The sequence below is a fragment of the Paenisporosarcina quisquiliarum genome (assembly GCF_043641925.1).
In the GTDB taxonomy this organism is placed as follows: Bacteria; Bacillota; Bacilli; order Bacillales_A; family Planococcaceae; genus Paenisporosarcina; species Paenisporosarcina quisquiliarum_A.
In genome coordinates, this window is the sequence record NZ_JBHZRU010000016.1 from 1 (window position 1) to 15,949 (window position 15,949).

Below are 15,949 nucleotides of genomic sequence, written 5' to 3' on the forward strand. Positions count from 1 at the left end.
AAGTATAAAAAAATAGGATATCACGTTGGATGAGGTGAAGTGATTTTCACTCCACCCCAACATTTGACGGAGAACCTTAAAAAATAGAAATTGTTGATTTCCATTACGACGAACGCTTTCCGGGGGCATGGCTTTAGCCGCTTCCCTCGCGAGCTCAGTCCAGGGTCTAAAGCTCATGCTAATCCCCTCGGAGTCGTCGTCTTTATTCCAATCAACAGAATGCAATATGATTAAATTACCATGTAAGTACCTTAGTTGAGGATCACTTTTATTACTATTACAACTACTTCACAGGGTTTCTAACCACATTAATCACTTCTTGATTAGTGTGAATTTTTTTATTAATGAATTACAAGATGATACAGGTTTTAATGGTCATTAAAAAAGGTAGACATTGACTATACTATTGAAGAGGTGAAGGATATGAAAAAAGGATTAATTCCGATACTTGTGATCGTAGGTATTATTGTTGTTTTAGCACTTATGTTAATTCCTAGTTATAACGGATTTGTTGAAGGTGAAGAAAATGTTGATGCAGCTTACGCTCAAGTAGATAATCAATTACAGAGACGTTTAGATTTAATTCCTAACTTAGTGAAGACAGTTGAAGCATTTGCCAAACAAGAGCGTGATGTGATTGCGAGTGTAACGGAAGCACGGGCAAAATTAGCGGGTGCAAATTCACCGCAAGATCAAGCTGAAGCAAATGATGAGTTATCGGGAGCTTTAAGCCGTTTATTGGTGGTTGTCGAAAATTATCCTGATTTAAAATCAGATGCTAACTTCCGACAATTGATGGATGAACTTGCTGGTACAGAAAATCGACTAGTTGTAGCTCGACAAGATTATAATACAGAAGTTGCTTTGTTCAATAAAAAAGTGAAACGATTCCCTGGTGCCATGTTGGCGGGCATATTTGGATTTGATGAAAAAGAATACTTTAAAGCAGATGCAGCTGCACAAGATGCACCTGTTGTAGACTTTGGAGGGGACGGGGAATGATGAAAAAAGGCGCGCTTTTCATAGGAATTGCGCTTCTTTTTTTCATGTCGCTTTCGCCAATGATTCAAGCGGCAACTGTTCCTAAACCGACTGGTGATATTTACGTCCAAGATTTCGCAGGATTATTAAGTAGTGATCAAAAAGCTGAATTGAATCGGATTGCTTCTCAGTTAGAAGATGGGACAGGTGCTCAAATTGCGGTATTAACAATTGATTCTCTTAAAGGCGAGGATATTGAGGGTTTTTCAAATCGTGCATTCAGAGAGTATCAGTTGGGTAGTGCTGAAGAAAACAATGGCGTCATGCTTGTGATTGCCATGGAAGAACGTGAACTATGGGTGGAAGTAGGTTATGGTTTAGAAGGAGCTTTACCAGATGGCAAGGTAGGCAGAATTTTAGATGAATTTACAGTGCCGTATATGCAACAGGATGCACCAGATCAAGCAATTTTTAATACGATGAAAGTTTTTTATGAAGAAATTGCTAAAGAATATAATTGGGATGGCGAATCGGTAAACCCAGTTCAACCCAAAAGTAGTAACGAGGGTGGGGGCGTATCTATGTCTACCATTGTCATGATTATTATTATCGTCATTTTATTCACCATATTTTCAAACCGTGGTGGTGGAGGAATGGGTCCCGGCTCACGAGGACGACGTGGTGGAATTCCAATGATAGGACCGGGTTCATTTGGTGGAGGATTTGGTAGCGGTGGAGGCGGAGGTTTCCGATCTGGTGGAGGAGGTTCTTCTGGCGGTGGTGGAGCTGGTCGAAGCTTTTAAATGAAACAATCAATGAAGGAGCATGAAGATGCAAATACAATTTTACACACGTCCCAATTGTCCACTGTGCGATGAAGCGAAGCTGATGCTACAGCTTGTTGCAGAAGATGTGGACATTGAAATTGAAGAAATTAATATCGAAAAAAATGATCAAATTCATGAAAAATACCTGATTCGTATTCCTGTCATTGAGCAAGATGGTCAAGTAATACAAGAAGGAAGAATCGATTATCCAACATTATTTGAAGCGCTAAGTAATTAATTAAATGCTAAAGAGTTTAGAATAGGCGTGTACAATGTGCCTGTCTTAACTGAAGCTCTATGTAAATAACCAAAAGCCGGTTCTCCATTTAGAGAATCGGTTTTTTTTCGTATGTAAGACTGTTCATGAGGATCGTTTATACAATTCTTGGGGTATGCATATTGGCCGGCTCACCAAGTTAACTAGGTAATTGAGACGTGTTTGATTGATAAAAGGCTGAGTTTGATTGATAAATCGTCAGGTTGATTGATAAATCTCCATTTTGATTGATAAACTAATCCGTTTGATTGATAAATTTTTAAAAGGAAATCTACCTCAAAAAAATCGTCTCATTAACCAAGTAAACTCTTCATTGAAACACTTTCTTAAAACAGAAGCTTAGCGAAAACCAATACCATTCAAGGGGAACATTCCGCTCATCGCCCCATGTCTTTTTACAATTTTTCTATTGTTTCAAGTGTTAAGTAATTAATTAGCGCTTTTTTGTTTGCATTTTAAAATAATTAAGCGTAAACTAAAATTATTAAGCGGGACACATTTTAAGTATGTGGGACAAATATTGCCCAACTGAAAAGGTGATTGAGGAGAATGCTATGAATAACTTACTTCAAGCACAATTAAAAATAGTTCCTGAAATGCCTTTATTAATACAGAAACGATACAAAGTGTTGATGGCGATTTTGTTAGCAGGAGAAATCGGCAGGCGTTCATTAAGTGAACTGGTTCATTTAACAGAACGAGAAACAAGAAAAGAAACGGATTTATTAAATCAACAAGGATTAATCACTATTCGATCTGCAGGCATGGAAATCACACAAGAGGGTAAAGATGTTTTAGACACCTTAAAAGATGTCATTCATGAATGGTCAGGGCTCATTCAGCTTGAGCAACAGCTGCAACAAACTTACAACCTTTCTCGTGTCATCATTGTGCCAGGCGATAGTGAAGAAAATAATTTAGCAAAATCATTACTTGGTCAAGTGGCTGCTAAGCAACTTAATTGCTTGACGGAACCTAAGCAAATCGTTGCCGTAACTGGTGGAGGTACAATCGCTTCTATTGCGGAGTACCTGACACAATTTGTGAAGCAAAAGACATTAACGTATGTTGCTGCACGTGGTGGTATTGGGGAAGAGGTTCAACTCCAAGCGAATACAATTGCCGCTTCTTTTGCAATAGCAACGAATGGTTTATCTAGAACTCTTTATTTGCCAGATCATTTAAGTGAAGAAGCCTACAATATGATGATGAAAGAACCGGTCATTAAAGAAATGCTTGAGCTTTACGACCAAACTTCTGTTGTGATTCATGGAATTGGTGATGCAATAGAAATGGCAAGGCGACGCAATTCAACCCCTGAAGAAATTCAAACCATTGAACAAGCAGGAGCTGTAGGTGAAGCCTTTGGGTATTATTTCAATAAAGATGGAAAAGCAGTTCATCGTATTCGGACTGTGGGTATTCAATTGAAGCAATTAGAAAGTGTGCAACATTTACTGGCTGTGGCAGGTGGGTCATCAAAAGCAGCCGCTATAGGATCTTATTTAAAGCATGCACCTCCACAGACTGTATTAATTACAGATGAAGGTGCTGCAAAAGAATTAGTAAAACAAAACCGCGATATAAATTAGGAGGAAAATTAGATGACTTTAAAATTAGCGATTAATGGATTTGGACGTATTGGACGAGTAGTATTCAGAGAAGCTTTACAACAAGGTGAAGTAGAAGTAGTAGCAATTAACGATTTAACAGATGCTGCGATGCTTGCACATCTATTGAAATACGATTCAGTACATGGCATTTTTGATGCTGACGTTTCTTCTGAAGGTGAATTCTTAGTAGTCAACGGTAAAAAGGTTCGCGTTTATGCAGAAAAAGATCCTTCAGTATTACCTTGGAAAGACTTAGAAATCGATATCGTGATTGAAAGTACTGGTATTTTCCGTGACGTTGAATCTGCAGGGAAACATCTTGAAGCAGGAGCTAAAAAAGTTATCGTATCTTCTCCTGGTAAGAGCGGTATGTCTACATTCGTAATGGGTGTAAACCACGAAACTTACAATGCTGAAACAGATCACGTTGTTTCTAACGCATCATGTACAACGAATAGCTTAGCTCCAGTAGCTAAAGTTCTTCATGAGCAATTTGGTATCAAACGTGGAATGATGACAACGATTCATTCATATACAAATGACCAACGAATTCTAGATTTACCACATGAAGATTACCGTCGTGCACGTGCGGCTGCGGAATCAATGATTCCAACGTCAACAGGTGCTGCAGCAGCAGTATCTTTAGTGCTTCCTGAGTTAAAAGGGAAATTAGATGGTATGGCGGTTCGCGTACCAACTCCAAACGTTTCATTAGTAGATTTAGTTGTAGAACTTGAAAAAGATGTAACAACTGAAGAAGTAAATGCTGCTTTAAAATCTGCATCTGAAAATGAACTGAATGGTTATTTAGAATACAATGAATTGCCTTTAGTATCACGTGACTACAATGGTAATTCAGCTTCATCTACTGTTGATGGATTATCAACAATGGTTCTTGAGAAAAACATGGTGAAAGTTCTTTCTTGGTATGACAATGAAACTGGCTATTCATCACGTTGTATCGACCTTGCTCTACACATGTACAGCAAAGGATTATAAGACTTTAAGTCATAGAGGAAAGTAGCGAAACTCGCTTTTAACCTCTATAATAGAAGAGGGTAAAAGGAACGGAGGTACCCTCCGTTCCTCTTCTTTTTATACGGATAGAAAGTATAACTTTCCAGCACAGTATAAAAATACACAATAGCTTGCACCATTACGGATGTGGAGGAGATTCTTCTTGAAACAAAAACAGACAATGCAACATGTAGAACTAGGTGGAAAACGAGTTTTTTGCCGAGTAGATTTTAATGTACCGATGGAAAATGGTGAAATTACGGACGATACACGTATCCGTGCAGCATTACCAACTATTCAACATTTAATCGACAAAGATGCAAAAGTCATTTTGGCTAGCCATATGGGACGACCAAAAGGTGAAGTTACAGAAGAATTCCGATTGAATGCTGTTGGAAAGCATTTAAGTGATTTATTACATAAACCTGTTTTGAAATTAGATGAATCAATTGGCGAAAGCGTGGAAACAGCTATTGCTGAGATGAAAAATGGAGAGGTTGTTCTCCTTGAAAATGTACGTTTCCATAAAGGCGAAGAAAAGAATGATCCTGAATTAGCTGAGAAATTTGCGAAGCTAGCAGACGTTTATGTAAATGATGCATTTGGTGCTGCACATCGTGCTCATGCTTCTACTGAAGGAATTGCGAAGCATCTACCAGCAGTTTCTGGTTTATTGATGGAAAAGGAACTAGATGTACTTGGTAAAGCCTTATCGCAACCTGAACGTCCTTTCACTGCCATTATTGGTGGTTCTAAAGTTAAAGATAAAATTGGTGTCATTAATCACCTTTTAGATAAAGTGGACAACCTGTTAATTGGTGGTGGCTTATCTTATACATTCTCGAAAGCTCAAGGATATGAAATCGGGAATTCTTTACTTGAGGAAGATAAGATTGATTTAGCTAAATCATTTATTGAAAAGGCAAAAGAAAAAGGCGTAAAACTGTATTTACCGATAGATGTAGTCGTTGCGAGCGAGTTTTCAAAGGATGCTGAAACGAAAGTAGTGGATATTACAGATATCCCGTCTGACTGGATGGGATTAGATATCGGACCGAAAACGTCAGCTCAATATGCGGACGTGATTCAAAATTCGAAACTAATTATTTGGAATGGACCTATGGGTGTGTTTGAATTGACACCATTTGAAGCGGGCACGAAAGGCGTTGCACAAGCGATGGCATCTTCTCAAGCCTATACAGTAATTGGTGGTGGAGATTCTGCTGCAGCTGTTGAAAAGTTTGAAGTGGCTGATCAAATGGACCATATCTCTACTGGTGGCGGTGCTTCGTTAGAATTTATGGAGGGCAAAGACTTGCCTGGAGTAGAAGCTTTAAACGATCAAAAATAAGGAGGAATTCGTATGAGAAAACCGATTATTGCTGGTAACTGGAAAATGTACAAAACACTATCTGAAGCGAAGAAATTTGCTGAAGAAGTAAGAGGACTTGCGCCAGATGCTGGGAAAATAGATTCTGTTATATGCGCACCTTCTTTATTCTTAGAGCCATTAACCCATATTGTAGCTGACTCAGCAATTTCTCTTGGTGCACAAAATATGCACTATGAAGTAGAAGGCGCTTTTACTGGAGAAGTCAGCCCAGTTCAATTAGCTGATTTAGACATAACGTATGTTATTTTAGGTCACTCTGAGCGACGTCAATACTTTAATGAAACCGATGAAGCTGTTAATAAAAAAGCACATGCCGCGTTCGCTCATTCATTATCTCCAATTGTTTGTGTAGGCGAAACTTTAGAAGAGCGTGAAGCTGGCCAAACAACTGCCAAAGTGGAGGGCCAAGTTGAAAAAGCACTTGCTGGTTTGTCAGCAGAACAAGTAAAAACAATGGTTATTGCATACGAACCTATTTGGGCAATTGGAACAGGTAAAACAGCTACTTCTGATGATGCAAATGATGTGTGCCAATCTATTCGTGAAAAAGTTGCCCATTTATATAGTAAAGACGTAGCGGATGCTGTTCGTATTCAGTATGGTGGATCTGTAAAACCAGAAAATATCGTGGAATTGCTTTCGAAAACTCATATCGATGGTGCACTAGTCGGTGGAGCAAGTCTTGAATCATCGTCATTCGTGAAATTATTGGAGGCAGGCGCACATGCCTAAATCTCCAGTAGCTTTAATTATTCTTGATGGTTTCGCACTTCGAAATGAAGTATTTGGAAATGCCGTTGCCCAAGCAAAGAAACCGAACTTTGATCGGTATTGGAATGACTACTCACATGCTTCTTTAATTGCTTCTGGGAATGCAGTTGGCCTTCCTGAAGGACAAATGGGGAACTCAGAAGTTGGTCATTTAAACATTGGTGCAGGACGAATTGTTTATCAAAACCTGACTCGTATTCATAAATCAATTGCAGATGGCGACTTCTATCAAAATGCAGCATTTCTAGAAGCAATCGCTCATGTAAAAGCTCATGGATCTAAGCTGCACTTGATGGGCTTACTGTCTGATGGTGGCGTGCATTCGCATTATGAGCATCTATTTGCTTTATTACAAGTGGCTAAAACACACGGTTTAGAGGATGTTTATGTTCATGGTTTCTTAGATGGACGAGATGTGGGACCTAAAACGGCTTTAACTTATATTGAAGAAACAGAACGTCAAATGAATGAAATTGGCGTTGGTCAATTCGCTAGTATAAGTGGTCGTTATTATGCAATGGATCGTGACCGCAGATGGGAACGACTAGAGAAAGCCTACCGAGTACTCGTAGATGGTGTTGGTGAGGTTGCTTCATCTGCAAGTGCTGGCGTAATGGCTTCATATGATTTGGATGTAGCAGATGAATTTGTTCTACCCTTTTCAATCATGGGAAATGGAAAGCCATTAGCTACAATTGATTCAAACGACGCGGTCATTTTCTTTAATTTTAGACCCGATCGAGCGATTCAATTATCTTCAGTCTTTACCAATCCAAGTTGTGAAACGACTTTTGCTTTAAGTCCAAAGCATCCGACTGATTTGAAGTTTGTTACATTTACTTCTTATAGTGAAGATGTGAAGGCATCAGTTGCTTATGACAATGAAGACTTAAAGAATACCGTTGGAGAAGTACTATCTTTAAATGGCAAAACTCAATTGAGAATTGCTGAAACAGAAAAGTATCCACATGTGACATTTTTCATGAGTGGCGGGAGAGAAGAACGCTTTCCTGGTGAAGATCGAATATTGATCGATTCACCGAAAGTTGCCACATATGATTTACAGCCTGAAATGAGTGCCTATGAAGTGACAGATGCTTTACTCGCAGCGATCGAATCGGATAAGTTTGATGCCATTCTTTTAAACTTTGCTAATCCAGATATGGTTGGACATAGTGGAATGCTTGAACCCACTATACGGGCGATTGAAGTTGTGGATGAATGTCTTGGTAAAATCGTAGATGCCATTTTAGCGAAAAATGGTTCGGCTATTATCACTGCAGACCATGGGAATTCGGATGAAGTTGTGACTGTTGAAGGGACACCGATGACAGCTCATACAACGAATCCAGTTCCAGTCATTGTGACGCAACGAAATGTGGATTTACGCACAGATGGCATTTTAGCCGATTTAGCTCCAACCATGTTACACTTATTAGGTATCGAACCACCGCCTGAAATGACAGGTAAAACACTACTAAAAGCTGAGGAGATATAAACATGCCAATAATTACACATTTACAAGCTCGTGAAGTATTAGATTCTCGTGGGAACCCAACAATCGAAGTAGAAGTATTCACGGAAAGCGGAGCTTTTGGCCGCGCAATCGTTCCGTCTGGAGCATCCACAGGAGAATATGAAGCAGTTGAGCTTCGTGATGGTGACAAAGGTCGTTACCTTGGTAAGGGTGTCTTAAAAGCAGTAGAAAACGTAAACGAAATTATTGCGAATGAATTAGAAGAGAACTACAACGTACTGGACCAAGTTTCAATCGATAAAGCGATGATCGAACTTGATGGTACTGAAAACAAAGCTAAATTAGGTGCTAATGCCATCCTTGGTGTTTCAATCGCTGTAGCGCATGCTGCTGCTGATTACTTAGATATTCCTTTGTATCAATACCTAGGTGGATTTAATGCGAAGCAATTACCGGTGCCAATGATGAATATCTTAAACGGTGGTGCACATGCCGATAATAATGTCGATATTCAAGAATTCATGGTTATGCCTGTAGGTGCTGAATCTTTCCGTCATGGTTTACGTATGGGTGCGGAAATTTTCCATAGCTTAAAAGCTGTGTTACAAGAAAAAGGATTAAATACAGCAGTCGGTGATGAAGGTGGATTTGCACCAAACCTTGCTTCAAATGAAGAAGCAATCACGACGATTTTATCAGCTATTGAAAGAGCAGGTTACAAGCCAGGAGAAGAAGTTCTTTTAGCAATGGATGTTGCATCTTCTGAGTTTTTCAATAAAGAAGATGGCAAATACCACTTGGTAGGAGAAGGTATTGTCAAAACTTCTGAAGAAATGGTGGACTATTATGCAGAACTTTGCGATAAATACCCAATCATTTCAATTGAAGATGGATTAGATGAGAACGACTGGGCTGGTCATAAACTATTGACTGAACGTTTAGGCGATCGCATCCAACTTGTTGGAGATGATTTGTTTGTAACGAATACAACGAAGTTATCACGTGGAATTGAAGAAGGCGTTGGTAACTCGATTTTAATTAAAGTAAACCAAATCGGTACGTTAACAGAAACTTTTGATGCAATTGAAATGGCAAAACGTGCTGGTTATACGACGGTCATTTCTCATCGCTCTGGTGAATCTGAAGATGCAACGATTGCTGATATTGCAGTTGCTACGAATGCTGGTCAAATTAAAACGGGTGCACCTTCTCGTTCAGACCGTGTAGCTAAGTACAATCAACTTCTTCGTATTGAAGATCAGTTGTATGATACAGCTCAATATCTTGGGTTGAAAACTTTTTATAACTTGAAGAAATAATAAATAATTTAAAAGGAACTGTCCTAGTGCCATTAAATCATGGCTAGGGCAGTTCCTTTTTTGTTTTGATCAGAGTAAGTTTACTGAAGGGAAGACCGAGAAAATACGAATTGAGTGTCCCATAAAAGCTGATTTTCATTGCGGCGGACGCTTTCCGGGGGGCCAACAGGATGTTAGGGTCTAAAGATCGCGCTAATCCTCTTGGAGTCGCCGCCTACATTTCAATCAGCTGAATATTGTAAAAAACAATGGATCATTTTGTTCTGCCTTTTTTCATTAAAGCACTTCGTTAGTTTAAGAGTAAACGAACATAGGGAAAAATTTTATTAATTCTTCTCCTGTTAAAATTTCGAATAGGTCCGTTGAATCGTGCTTTGTTAATTTCACATATTTATCGCTATCGGTAACTATCTCTAGATTTTCACCATTTAGGCTAATCCAAAGTGAATAAGATGCTATTTTGTCTTCACTGCTATTCTTAGATGGAAATTGAAATTGGTAGTCAGCATAACGTTGCATTTCTACTTTTGCATTTTTCCAATTAGCATTTTTCACTATATCTATCGCTATAGTCACCCGTTTTCGTTGAGTGACTTCTTTGAAGTCTTCAAAAATATTTTCTTCTCCTGTTCGATTCTGCACAGTTATTTTTTGCCCTATCATTTCATTTACACAACTCGAACTAACTAACAAAACACTCAGTACAGAAAGAAGTAATAGACTAACTGCAATTTTAGTTGAAGGAGCAAAAAGGCTTATTTCCATATGGAAGTAAAGTACCCTTAGTTGAAGAACTATTCATTATTTTTTCGAACAACATAAGTTATTGCGTTGGTTTTTAACAATACGGATTTTCCATTTCGGATAATGCTGTATTCTAATGGTTTTACTTCCGATTTTAATAATTCCCATCCTATATAGAGGCTACTAATTTTTTTAATCATATCTTCTGTTGAGAGATTTACTTCCATAAGTGCATCTAACTTTTCGTTAGTTTCTACATCAATTTCTATAACTTCAGAGTTCACGATAATACAATTTATCCCGTCATTTTGAGTACCATCTGCCATTTGCTGAACAGTTTTATTCAAAGCTACTTCTGATTGAACGTGTTCCAAACTTGAAATGGCAACTATTAAATCGAAATTGTTTTTTGGGATTTCATAGTTACCAATATCAGCTTTTTCCGTGAGTATTACTTCTTCAACCTTATACTCTTTACTGTATTGTCTTAATCTTAGTAATGCCGAATCAAGTAAATCAACACAAACAACTTTCCCGTTTTTTCGCTTGATTACTTCAGCTATCGGAATACTATTTCTCCCGACCCCACAACCTAAATCTAGAACTTTTACGTTCTCTTTATCATCAAATAAATGTAATAAATCGGTTACCGTTTTTACAGGTTTGTATAACCAAGAACCTTCTTCAAATAGTTTAAAGTTATCGTAGCAATAATCGTGATATTTCTTCTCTTCATTTCGAATAAATTCAATTCTACTCAATGTTTTCACCCCTTATATTAAATTCTTTACGGAATGGTGAAATACCTTGTTCAACTAAACTGCTTCGTTAGTAGAAGAAGTTCAACAAAAAAAGCGTTAATCCTACTTGGATCAACGCACCCGATCGTTAAAGAAGGTAGTAATATCGCTATTTATATTGAATGAAATTCGTATCACTAGGCATTACCGATTTAATAAATGCTATATTTTTTTCGTTAACATGGGGTGCAAAAAATTCTCCACCCCAATGTTCGGACTGAAAAATAGTGGTGTCACTTTTACTCAAAAATACAGAGAACCATTTTATCTTTCCTTCTATATCTACATTGTTAGTTAATAAATGATTTACAACATCGAGTGCTTTATTTCCCTTGAAAATAGTGAGATTGTTTTCCAAAATCATTTCAAATGAGCCTTTAAGCAAAGATTTTGTTTCCTCGATAACCACTTCCTCTTCATTCCAACAATGGATTTCTATAGTATCTGATTTTGATAAAAAGTAGTTCAACAAAGGAACCCAGAAATCTTTTTTTTCATATTCAGATACACTAAAGTACAGTTGGTACTTCAATTTACTACCTCCTTTTCAGTGAATATTATAAATTTTATCTCAAATTTCTTATTGAACTAACCTGCAGAGTTAGGTTAAGTGAAAACTTTCACAATCCAAAATTTATTTTAACATAAATATCCATTTTTTAAAAAATAGAACCTCAATTAGCGTCGAAATTTGCAACGAATTCGCACACAGACAATAACTTTTATCATCCTTTTAATAGGGATGCTAATTAGGGTGTTAATTTCCTCAATTCAGTTTAAAACGCCTACAAATTAACAAAAATAGGAAACTCCATTTCGCATTGAGATTGGAGTGCGAAATGATGTGAAAATTTTGTTTACGTACTTGAAAACAGAACTTGATAACCTTCAAAGGTGATGTGCTTTTATTAATTATCTATAAAATGGTCTTCCGTGAAAGCTTTTTTTGAATAAAAAGATGCAAAAATAATAGAGCATTGCATACAGACTATATAACCATATAGCTGTAATATATATATTTGTGGGAAAACTTACAAAATAGGAGGTTGTTTACTTGATTATATGGACTACATATAAAAATTCTTCATTCTTTTTAAAAATGACAATTGGTTTCGTTCTTGGTATTTTAGTTGGGGTCATATGGGGACCAGATGCTGAAGTGCTTAAACCATTAGGTACTTTATTGATAAAAATGCTCAGCCTCATTGCTACACCGGTTATATTTCTCACCGTTGTCCATGCAGTCATCCAAATGAATCCCGCACAATTAGGAAGAACAGGCGGGAAATTAATTCTCTATTATGCCATAACCACCGCTGCCGCAGTTTTGATTGGACTCGGTCTTGCTTTATGGATTAATCCTGGTGAGTCCTTATCTCTTCCAAACGTGGAAGTGGATCAACCGGAAACTTTCTCTCTTTCAAATGTCATATTAAATATCGTTCCTGACAATTTGTTTAATGCCTTTTCATCAGGTAATTTAATGGCCATTCTATTTTTAGCTATTATTATTGGCTTTACTCTTTCGGGAATGCGTTTTTCCACCGATAAAAAGCTTCAAAAATACGGAAATGATTTGCAATCGTTATTTGAAGCAGCGAATGTACTCTTCTTCCGCATCCTTAAAGGGATTTTACTTTATGCGCCAATTGGTATTTTTGCCATTGGAGCCACTTCTTTTGGAACGCAGGGTTGGGATACCATTACCTCATTATTAAAGTTTACAGCCGTATTTTATCTAGGGGTAGCTATCCTTTGGCTCGTCGTGTATTGCGGTATCCTTAAAATTTATAATATTCCCGTTCGAAACTTCTTTAGAAACACTAGAGAAGCATATACTTCTGCATTTTTCACTTCAAGTAGTATTGCGACACTTCCTATTGCCATGGAGAATGGGAAAAAAGCTGGTATTTCGGAGAAAATGGTCAATTTCAGTTTACCTTTAGGTGCAGTGTTTAATTCCGACGGGGGAGCATTAAGAATGGGCGCGTCTATTGTTTTTGCAGCCAACATTGCTGGTGCTAATTTTTCTCCTACGGATTTTTTAACCATCGTATTTGTTGGAACATTACTTTCAATTGGTACTGCCGGAATCCCAGCAGCAGGGCTTGTAACACTTGCCGCCGTATTAACTATTTTTGATCTTCCCCTGGAAATTGTAGCTTTAATTGCAGGTGTGGATATGTTGATAGGAATGGCTGGTACAGCTTCAAATGTGGTAGGTGATTTGGTTGGTGCGGCAGTTGTCGATCAATCCGAAAAAAATCAAAAAGTTAAAACAGAAGTTATAACTCAAATTTAGTTGGCCTCTATTGTGAGGGGAAATCTTTAAGCATATGATTTAAAGAGTATAGAAAAATGAGCATGGAAATACGGTTCCAAGCTCATTTTTCATGTCTTTTTCACAATAGCAATCTAAGTGGATGTGTTAGTTTAAGTTAAGGATTCAAGACTCTATATTAGAAAAAAAGATAGTGGATAGTTCCTCGAGAGTTTGAACTTTATTCATATCTAAGTGCCCATCTAAATAATTCGGTATATGACTAAATCGATGGAGCAGAAGAAGTTGCATTAAATAAGTCCGTGAAGAATCTGTAAGTGCCATCCCATATGCAGATAGGAAATTCTTAGTTAGTTCTGGTGTTGGGTAATAATTAAATAATATTGGTCCGAGTAAATCATAAGTAGGCTCTCCTATAAAACAGTCAGCGAAGTCAATTAGACCAGTCACTCTCCATCTACCATCTGCTTGATTGACGAGTAAATTAAAGGGTGTATATTCTCCGGTTAATAGTACTTTTTGAGAAGAAGGAACAAATGTTGAAACATACTTTTCAAGTTGCTCGACTAGATGAGGGGCTAAACCTGTTTTAGAGTGGTGTGTTGTGACTTGTTTCTTTTGAGTGGAAATCCATTCAAAATAGGTTTGATTTAGATGTGGATAATTCTCAACGGGTAGAGTATGCATTTGTTTGATTAAAACGCCGACATCTGTTGCAATATCCAACTGTTCTTTCAAGGATAATTTTTCCCATACATCAATTAATAGTTCGCCACTAACTCGTGTCATTATTAAATAATGCCATTGTCCGATTGAACCTTGCTTCACAATTGAAGGAACCTCTACTGATATCTTTGACCAATCTGTATTCTCGAGAACTTCGGTTTCGATGACAAATTCTTCTCGATCGAATGGTGAAAATAATTTCAAGACTAAATCGTCATTGATTGCATAGACAATATTGCCTCCCAATGGAAAACGTTCAATAGAATGATAGGAGATATGTTCGTTATTTAGTAGCTGCACTACGACTTCATCCCAGAGGGTTTCATTTTGATGGTTGTTTTTATATTCCTCGCAACTCATTTGCTGTATATTCATAGATTTTCTCCTTTTAAACGGTATATAGTTACATTTTATCAAATAGTCTGACACATTTATCTATGTATTTATCGTAACCTTATTGTACTTGTGTCTATTATTTGGTAAAATAGTTCTTGTTGTGATGTTTCTGATCAGGAGGTGGAACAAATGCATGCGTTGTTATTGACTTTACTTGTCATCGTGTCGCTAGCATTAATCGTTGTTGTGTTGTTACAATCAGGGAAAAGTGCAGGTTTATCAGGTGCCATCTCTGGCGGAGCTGAGCAACTTTTCGGTAAGCAAAAAGCTAGAGGAATTGACTTAGTTTTGCACCGAGTAACGATTGTATTAGCCGTATTATTTTTTATTTTGGCAATTGCCGTAACGAAATTATAATCAACATACGAACCGCCTGACCGATTGGATCGGTTGGGCGTTTTCTTTTTTTATTGTTTAATGAGTGTACATAATTGGTTTTCTATGAAAAAACTTATAAGCTAAGACTTATTGAAGGTATCTTGAGTTTTCTAGTATTAAAAATAAATTTATGAAAAAACTAGAAAAGTGCATAACACTTTTCTGTTCGATGGAGGTTTTTTGAATGCGAATTGCGCAACCCAAACCGTTCTTTTTTGAAGCGGGTAAAAGAGCCGTCTTATTGCTCCATGGTTTTACTGGTAACTCGTCAGATGTTCGAATGTTAGGCAGATTTTTAGAAAAGAATGGGTATACCTCATTAGCGCCTCATTACAAGGGACATGGTGTTCCGCCAGAAGAATTGATTAAAACCGGACCTACAGACTGGTGGAAGGATGTCATGAGAGGCTATGACCAATTAAAGGCTGCTGGGTATAATGAAATTGCTGTTGCAGGATTGTCACTAGGTGGTGTCTTTTCATTGAAATTAGGGTATACCGTACCTGTAAAGGGAATTGTTACGATGTGTGCACCGATGTCGATGAAAACAACTGAACTGATGTATGAAGGTGTTATAAAATATGCACGAGATTATAAGCGATATGAAGGAAAAGAAGCCTCGCTTATCGAAGAAGAAGTAGAAGATTTAAAAAAGAGTTCGATGCCTTCATTACCAGATTTACGTAAGCTCGTTTATGATGTTCGAGACCACGTAGATCATATCTACGCACCTTTGTTAGTCGTTCAAGGACGTAAAGATGATGTCATCGATATCAACTCGGCAAATATCATTCATGATGAAGCCGAATCATTTGAAAAACAGATTAAGTGGTATGAAGAATCTGGTCACGTCATTACGCTCGACAAAGAAAAAGAACAATTACATGAAGACATATTAGAGTTTTTACAGACGCTAGAGTGGCAGGTGTAAAAACCGCCCTATAGGCAC

Annotated in this window: 16 protein-coding genes; 12 read left to right on the forward strand and 4 right to left on the reverse strand. The window is 37.6% G+C overall.

Features of this window, described 5'->3' with window-relative positions; translation table 11 throughout:
* Nucleotides 1-423 precede the first annotated feature (423 nt).
* The 9 genes from ACHUE4_RS12090 (at nt 424) to eno (ending at nt 9,675) form a co-directional block, all read left to right on the forward strand.
* On the forward strand, nt 424-1,002 hold the full coding sequence (locus ACHUE4_RS12090) for a LemA family protein (RefSeq protein ID WP_394190365.1): 579 nt from the start codon (nt 424-426) through the stop codon (nt 1,000-1,002).
* On the forward strand, nt 999-1,784 hold the full coding sequence (locus ACHUE4_RS12095; protein WP_394190367.1) for a TPM domain-containing protein: 786 nt from the start codon (nt 999-1,001) through the stop codon (nt 1,782-1,784). The genes ACHUE4_RS12090 and ACHUE4_RS12095 overlap by 4 nt, the downstream gene beginning before the upstream one ends.
* 28 nt (nt 1,785-1,812) lie before the next feature.
* Nucleotides 1,813-2,046 (forward strand): glutaredoxin family protein, encoded by a 234-nt coding sequence (locus ACHUE4_RS12100; RefSeq protein WP_394190369.1) that lies wholly within the window; start codon nt 1,813-1,815, stop codon nt 2,044-2,046.
* 593 nt (nt 2,047-2,639) lie between these two features.
* Nucleotides 2,640-3,677, forward strand: coding sequence for a sugar-binding transcriptional regulator (locus ACHUE4_RS12105; protein ID WP_394190371.1), 1,038 nt, complete (start codon nt 2,640-2,642; stop codon nt 3,675-3,677).
* A 12-nt stretch (nt 3,678-3,689) separates the two neighbouring features.
* A complete protein-coding gene (gene gap / locus ACHUE4_RS12110; protein WP_394190373.1) occupies nt 3,690-4,697 on the forward strand; it encodes a type I glyceraldehyde-3-phosphate dehydrogenase in 1,008 nt (335 codons plus the stop codon).
* Between the two features lie 199 nt (nt 4,698-4,896).
* On the forward strand, nt 4,897-6,066 hold the full coding sequence (locus tag ACHUE4_RS12115) for a phosphoglycerate kinase (RefSeq protein WP_394190533.1): 1,170 nt from the start codon (nt 4,897-4,899) through the stop codon (nt 6,064-6,066).
* A 12-nt stretch (nt 6,067-6,078) separates the two neighbouring features.
* Nucleotides 6,079-6,840, forward strand: coding sequence for a triose-phosphate isomerase (gene tpiA / locus ACHUE4_RS12120; protein ID WP_394190375.1), 762 nt, complete (start codon nt 6,079-6,081; stop codon nt 6,838-6,840).
* Nucleotides 6,833-8,377, forward strand: coding sequence for a 2,3-bisphosphoglycerate-independent phosphoglycerate mutase (gene gpmI / locus ACHUE4_RS12125; protein WP_394190377.1), 1,545 nt, complete (start codon nt 6,833-6,835; stop codon nt 8,375-8,377). The genes tpiA and gpmI overlap by 8 nt, the downstream gene beginning before the upstream one ends.
* A 2-nt stretch (nt 8,378-8,379) precedes the next feature.
* Entirely contained in the window at nt 8,380-9,675 is a 1,296-nt protein-coding gene (eno, locus tag ACHUE4_RS12130) for a phosphopyruvate hydratase (RefSeq protein ID WP_394190379.1), read from the forward strand.
* Between the two features lie 294 nt (nt 9,676-9,969).
* Here eno and ACHUE4_RS12135 read toward each other — a convergent pair whose 3' ends face one another.
* The 3 genes from ACHUE4_RS12135 to ACHUE4_RS12145 all read right to left on the reverse strand — a co-directional run bounded on the left by ACHUE4_RS12135 (nt 9,970) and on the right by ACHUE4_RS12145 (nt 11,751).
* A complete protein-coding gene (locus tag ACHUE4_RS12135; RefSeq protein WP_394190381.1) occupies nt 9,970-10,440 on the reverse strand; it encodes a hypothetical protein in 471 nt (156 codons plus the stop codon).
* Nucleotides 10,441-10,469: 29 nt separating this feature from the next.
* Complete coding sequence (locus ACHUE4_RS12140) at nt 10,470-11,180, reverse strand: class I SAM-dependent methyltransferase (protein ID WP_394190383.1); 711 nt, start codon at nt 11,178-11,180, stop codon at nt 10,470-10,472.
* Between the two features lie 148 nt (nt 11,181-11,328).
* Nucleotides 11,329-11,751, reverse strand: a complete 423-nt coding sequence (locus ACHUE4_RS12145) for a hypothetical protein (RefSeq protein WP_394190385.1) — start codon at nt 11,749-11,751, stop codon at nt 11,329-11,331.
* A 522-nt stretch (nt 11,752-12,273) separates the two neighbouring features.
* On the opposite strand from ACHUE4_RS12145, the gene ACHUE4_RS12150 reads away from it, so the two are divergent.
* Entirely contained in the window at nt 12,274-13,521 is a 1,248-nt protein-coding gene (locus ACHUE4_RS12150) for a dicarboxylate/amino acid:cation symporter (RefSeq protein WP_394190387.1), read from the forward strand.
* Between the two features lie 144 nt (nt 13,522-13,665).
* Here the strand turns inward: ACHUE4_RS12150 and ACHUE4_RS12155 are convergent, their stop codons facing one another.
* A complete protein-coding gene (locus ACHUE4_RS12155; RefSeq protein WP_394190389.1) occupies nt 13,666-14,601 on the reverse strand; it encodes a phosphotransferase family protein in 936 nt (311 codons plus the stop codon).
* A gap of 150 nt (nt 14,602-14,751) precedes the next feature.
* Here ACHUE4_RS12155 and secG point away from each other — a divergent pair, with 150 nt between their 5' ends.
* Together secG and ACHUE4_RS12165 are read left to right on the forward strand one after the other, a co-directional pair.
* Entirely contained in the window at nt 14,752-14,979 is a 228-nt protein-coding gene (gene secG, locus ACHUE4_RS12160; RefSeq protein ID WP_394190391.1) for a preprotein translocase subunit SecG, read from the forward strand.
* Between the two features lie 205 nt (nt 14,980-15,184).
* The gene (locus ACHUE4_RS12165) at nt 15,185-15,931 is read left to right on the forward strand and encodes an alpha/beta hydrolase (protein WP_394190393.1); all 747 of its coding nucleotides are present in this window, start codon (nt 15,185-15,187) and stop codon (nt 15,929-15,931) included.
* Nucleotides 15,932-15,949: the final 18 nt, after the last annotated feature.

What these genes read in the sequence shown, in the direction of transcription:
- tpiA (WP_394190375.1), top strand. Translation starts at nt 6,079, where the DNA reads ATGAGAAAACCGATTATTGCTGGTAACTGGAAAATGTACAAAACACTA.
- ACHUE4_RS12105 (WP_394190371.1), top strand. Translation starts at nt 2,640, where the DNA reads ATGAATAACTTACTTCAAGCACAATTAAAAATAGTTCCTGAAATGCCT.
- ACHUE4_RS12115 (WP_394190533.1), top strand. Translation starts at nt 4,897, where the DNA reads ATGCAACATGTAGAACTAGGTGGAAAACGAGTTTTTTGCCGAGTAGAT.
- gap (WP_394190373.1), top strand. Translation starts at nt 3,690, where the DNA reads ATGACTTTAAAATTAGCGATTAATGGATTTGGACGTATTGGACGAGTA.
- ACHUE4_RS12090 (WP_394190365.1), top strand. Translation starts at nt 424, where the DNA reads ATGAAAAAAGGATTAATTCCGATACTTGTGATCGTAGGTATTATTGTT.
- gpmI (WP_394190377.1), top strand. Translation starts at nt 6,833, where the DNA reads ATGCCTAAATCTCCAGTAGCTTTAATTATTCTTGATGGTTTCGCACTT.
- ACHUE4_RS12100 (WP_394190369.1), top strand. Translation starts at nt 1,813, where the DNA reads ATGCAAATACAATTTTACACACGTCCCAATTGTCCACTGTGCGATGAA.
- ACHUE4_RS12155 (WP_394190389.1), bottom strand. Translation starts at nt 14,601, where the DNA reads ATGAATATACAGCAAATGAGTTGCGAGGAATATAAAAACAACCATCAA.
- eno (WP_394190379.1), top strand. Translation starts at nt 8,380, where the DNA reads ATGCCAATAATTACACATTTACAAGCTCGTGAAGTATTAGATTCTCGT.
- ACHUE4_RS12165 (WP_394190393.1), top strand. Translation starts at nt 15,185, where the DNA reads ATGCGAATTGCGCAACCCAAACCGTTCTTTTTTGAAGCGGGTAAAAGA.
- ACHUE4_RS12095 (WP_394190367.1), top strand. Translation starts at nt 999, where the DNA reads ATGATGAAAAAAGGCGCGCTTTTCATAGGAATTGCGCTTCTTTTTTTC.
- secG (WP_394190391.1), top strand. Translation starts at nt 14,752, where the DNA reads ATGCATGCGTTGTTATTGACTTTACTTGTCATCGTGTCGCTAGCATTA.
- ACHUE4_RS12135 (WP_394190381.1), bottom strand. Translation starts at nt 10,440, where the DNA reads ATGGAAATAAGCCTTTTTGCTCCTTCAACTAAAATTGCAGTTAGTCTA.